Below are 2,611 nucleotides of genomic sequence, written 5' to 3'. Positions count from 1 at the left end.
CCTTCCGGCGCCGCTCACTCCTCACTCATGTCGCGCCTGCGCGCGACACACGCTCATGCAGCGGATTCGCGCGAAGCCGCGTCCTTACGTGCTGCGTTGGCCGTCTGCTTGGCACCGCGCGCCGTCGTTTCGCTGACCGCGTCGAAACCGCTTTGCGCGGCCTCGATCGCCTGCCCCGCCGCTGCGCGCACGGTGTCGGCCGCGGCCGTCGCCGCGGACAGCGCCGAGTTCAGCGCGGCGACCACCGGGGCCGAACCGGCCGGTGCGTGTTTCGACAGTTCGCCGAACACGTCCTTCATGCGCTTGTCGTTCTGCTCGTACTGAACCTGCGCGACCTTCGCCCACTCGGCCTGCGTCGACACCGCGATGTCGAACAAGTGGCGGCCGTACGCGACGGCCTTGCCGGCAGCTTCCTGCGGCACGGCGACCTGCTGCGCGAAGCCCACGGCCGGGTTGCTGGTGTTGAACGCGTTCTTCAGCTTGTCCTCGTACTCCTCCAGCGCCGTCTTGGCCGCCTGTACATTGAGTTCGACGACAGCCTCGAAACCGTTGATCGCCGGACGGGCAAGTGCGAACCATGCGGCGATTCCGGACTGGTAATCGGCAGCGAGTTTTTCGGGGGCAAATACGGACATCGGGTATGCTCCTGTTGGCAATTGCGAGAGACGACACAAAGGAAATGGAAGTCAGATCGACAGCCTGCTCCCTTATTTTCAACCCGCAGACGGCATTGAATGCGAGAAGTTGAAGAAGGCATTTTAGATGCATTAATTGTCAATTAAATGGCATTAATGCTAGGTGAAAACCCTTAAGGGTTGGAATAGCCGCCTCGCGGCCGACGCGTGCGCAGGTGGGGTCATGCTGCAACGCCTTACGTTGAAAAGATTTTTTACTTTTTTACAGCAGCACGCACCGTCTGACCCGCAATATTTACCCCGTCACCATTTCCGTTATTGGAAAAAAGGTGCGCATGAAAACAGAACAACCATCCGTGTAATCGTTTTTCTGCGGATTTATTCTGAAATCGTTACCAGGATTATTTCCGAAATCGCAATCAGAATTATTAACAACAAATTCAATTATCGGATGAATTGCCGCACTTGATGGCGCCGACCTCACCCGACCAGCTCGCGATGCAGCGCGCGAAACTCCTGCGCGAGCTTGTGCGCCGGCTCGAGATGGATCACCGGCGTCGACTGCTGATGCGACTCGCGGATCTTCACCGATGCCGACAGCCGCGACGCCAGCACCGGCAACCCTTCGTCGATGAGTTCGTCGACCAGCCGCTGCGGGAGGCTGGCACGCGGCTGGAACTGATTGATGACGATCCCTTCGACCTCGAGCGCCGCGTTATGGTCCTGCTGGATTTCCTTCACGTTCTCGAGCAGCGTGTACAGCGCGCGGCGCGAGAAGTCGTCGCAATCGAACGGAATCAGGCAGCGCTCGACCGCGATCAGCGCCGAGCGCGTGTAGAAGTTCAGCGCGGGCGGCGTGTCGATGTAGACGGCGTCATAGGTGTCGAGCTCGTTCAGCGCGTCGCGCAGCTTGTAGATCTTGTAGCGCGACTCGAGCTTGCCGTGCAGCGTGTCGAGGTCCGGATGCGCGGGCATCACGTCGAGCCCGTCGAACGGCGTCGGATGGATGAACGACGCGACGTCGACCGGCCGGAAGTTGAACGTCAGCGCCGTCTCGAAGAATTCGGCGACGCCGGGATGCACGTCGTTCGCGCGGTCGCCGAGCAGATAGCGCGTGGAATTCGCCTGCGCGTCGAGGTCGATGACGAGCGTGCGCAATCCTTCGCTCGCGCTGATCGCCGCCAAGTTGCAGACGATCGTCGATTTGCCCACGCCGCCCTTCTGGTTGAATACGACCCGCCGCATGTTGTCTCCTTCGATCTAAACGTCGAAAGAACCAGTTTAACCGGTCAATCGTGGCGACGGGGTGACAGGCGTCAGATGCGCCGCATCGCACCAGAAATGAAAACGTTGCCGGCATGCGGCGCGCCCTCAATGCACGGGGCCGAAATGTTGCAGTGCCGCATGCGCGGTGCTAAACTAGGGGAAAACCCTTAGTTCAAGCTCGCGAAGGAGCAATCGTGTACCCCGTATTTTCGTTTCTGATGGACATGCTGCCGGGCCGCAGCAAGGCGTCGTTTGCGCCCGCGGCCAAAGTGAACCGCGTCACATTCACGGGCACGGTCGACCGCAGCGACGGTGTCGTCCTGTCGATTGACGGTAGCGACGCCCTGGTGCGGTGGCCGAAGGGCGGAAAGTCGGTTGAGCGCGTCAGCAATCTGGTCGCGATCACGGAAGCGTAATTCGCTGGTTCTCCGGGCGCGCTCGGGCGCCCGTTCGGCGTGCACGCGCGACGCCATCGCATCGATGGGTCCGCCGAAGGCCTTGGTCAATGCCATCGGCACTTCACGACTTGCGTATCGAGTCACATCCGGCTCCATTCGACGGAACGGAACCATCCGGTTAGGCACGTTCCAGCCGGATCGAAAAACCTGCACACGCAAAAAGACCCGAAGCTCCAGGCCAAATCACTGATTTAGCTCGGAAGTTCGGGTCCATCCGTACAGCGGGAACTAACGTTCCGCTTAGAACGGAAA

At 60.3% G+C, this 2,611-nt stretch carries 3 protein-coding genes; all 3 read right to left on the bottom strand.

Annotated features, from left to right (window positions below):
- Positions 1–53: 53 nt before the first annotated feature.
- Positions 54–635 carry a TIGR01841 family phasin gene (gene phaP / locus F3J14_RS34480; RefSeq protein WP_166726698.1) on the bottom strand — a complete coding sequence of 194 codons (582 nt, stop codon included), beginning with the start codon at positions 633–635 and terminating at the stop codon, positions 54–56.
- Positions 636–1,115: 480 nt separating this feature from the next.
- A complete protein-coding gene (locus tag F3J14_RS34475) occupies positions 1,116–1,880 on the bottom strand; it encodes a ParA family protein (protein WP_006755859.1) in 765 nt (254 codons plus the stop codon).
- 188 nt (positions 1,881–2,068) lie between these two features.
- Positions 2,069–2,413, bottom strand: coding sequence for a hypothetical protein (locus F3J14_RS34470; RefSeq protein ID WP_166726697.1), 345 nt, complete (start codon positions 2,411–2,413; stop codon positions 2,069–2,071).
- Positions 2,414–2,611 lie beyond the last annotated feature (198 nt).

The sequence above is a fragment of the Burkholderia sp. Tr-862 genome (assembly GCF_011753085.1).
GTDB classification, from domain to species: domain Bacteria; phylum Pseudomonadota; class Gammaproteobacteria; order Burkholderiales; family Burkholderiaceae; genus Burkholderia; species Burkholderia ambifaria.
This window is presented reverse-complemented; position numbering and strand designations above follow the sequence as displayed.